This is a genomic window from Streptomyces sp. NPDC005202 (assembly GCF_040608235.1).
In the GTDB taxonomy this organism is placed as follows: domain Bacteria; phylum Actinomycetota; class Actinomycetes; order Streptomycetales; family Streptomycetaceae; genus Streptomyces.
Map to the genome: position 1 here is coordinate 438,947 of NZ_JBEXHW010000004.1, position 1,521 is coordinate 440,467.

1 protein-coding gene and 1 pseudogene are annotated in these 1,521 nt (G+C 74.6%); one reads left to right on the forward strand and one right to left on the reverse strand.

Features of this window, described 5'->3' with window-relative positions; translation table 11 throughout:
* Window positions 1-202: pseudogene (locus ABZV31_RS11170) on the reverse strand (hypothetical protein); the annotation flags it as partial.
* 223 nt (window positions 203-425) lie between these two features.
* Here ABZV31_RS11170 and ABZV31_RS11175 point away from each other — a divergent pair.
* Window positions 426-1,220 (forward strand): enoyl-CoA hydratase-related protein, encoded by a 795-nt coding sequence (locus tag ABZV31_RS11175; protein WP_355891155.1) that lies wholly within the window; start codon window positions 426-428, stop codon window positions 1,218-1,220.
* Window positions 1,221-1,521 lie beyond the last annotated feature (301 nt).

Here is a 1,521-nt window from a genome sequence, read left to right on the forward strand (position 1 = left end):
CGGGGTCACCGGCTTCGGCGTCGCCGGCACCAGCGGTTTTCGCGTCGCTGGCGCCCTTGGCTTCGGCGTCCCCGGGGTCACCGGCTTCGGCGTCCCCGGGGCTACCGGCAGCGGCGTCCCCGGCTTCAGCGGGCACGGGCTCGGTGTCCCCCGCTGCGGCGCCCGTGGTGTCCCGCTGCGCTCTGGTCGTGTTCGTCGTCATCGCGATCCCTCCCCGATGCGCTCGCGCCCCCTATGCGCCGTGGCGGACGCACGCTATGCGGTCCCGTAGGGGTTCGGCGGGAGTTGGGCGGGATGTCACTCGAACGGGGTGCCGTATCTCGACTCGGAAGCCCGGCCGGCACGGTGTCCGCCCTTTCCCCGGGCGGACGCGGCTGCGATGATCGGGGCAGATGTTGTTAACCCGCGTTAACCGGGAGGGTGTCATGAGTGAGGAGCGGTTCGGGGAGTTCGTGCTGGTGCGGCGGCACGAGTACGTCGCGGAGCTCGTCCTCGACCGGCCCAAGGCCATGAACGCCGTGTCGACCGAGATGGCCCGCTCGATCGCCGGGGCGTGCGCTGCGCTCGCCGCCGACCGGGACGCACGCGTGGTCGTGGTGACCTCGTCCCACGAGCGGGCGTTCTGCGTCGGGGCCGACCTGAAGGAGCGCAACTCCTTCAGCGACGCCGACCTGGTCAGGCAGCGGCCGGTCGCGCGCGGGGCATACACCGGCGTGCTGGAGCTGCCGATGCCGACGATCGCCGCGGTGCACGGGTACGCGCTGGGTGGAGGCTTCGAGCTGGCGCTGTCCTGCGACGTGATCGTGGCCGACCGTACGGCCGTGGTGGGGCTGCCGGAGGTGTCCGTGGGGGTGATTCCCGGTGGCGGCGGTACGCAGTTGCTGCCGCGGCGGGTGGGGGCGTCGCGGGCAGCCGAGCTGATCTTCACGGCGCGGAGGGTGGACGCCGACGAGGCGCGGGAGCTGGGGCTCGTGGACCGGCTGGTGGAGGAGGGGCGGGACCGGGAGGAGGCGCTGGAGCTGGCCTCCCGGATGGCGGCCAACTCGCCGGTCGGGCTCCGGGCGGCCAAGCGGGCGCTGCGGCTCGGGCACGGGCTGGATCTGCGGGCCGGGCTGGAGGTCGAGGACGCGGCGTGGCGGGCGGTGGCGTTCTCGGGGGACCGGGCGGAGGGGGTGGCGGCGTTCAACGAGAGGCGTGCGCCGCGGTGGCCGGGGGAGTGATCGGGGCGCTGGCGGGTTGCCGCCACTCCGCGGCGCCGGTCCGCATCCTCTGGCCCGTCCGGAGGACCCCTGCTCGAAGAGCTTGGGGGAGGACGGGCACCCCCACGGGCCCGCACCGTACAGCTGACCCGCACCGTACAGCTGACCCGCACCGTACAGCTGACCCGCGCCGCGCAGCGGGCCGCGCTGTACAGCGGGCCGCGTCGTACAGCTGACCCGCGCCGCGCAGCGGGCCGCGCTGTACAGCGGGCCGCGTCGTACAGCTGACCCGCGCCGCGCAGCGGGCCGCGCTGTACAGCGG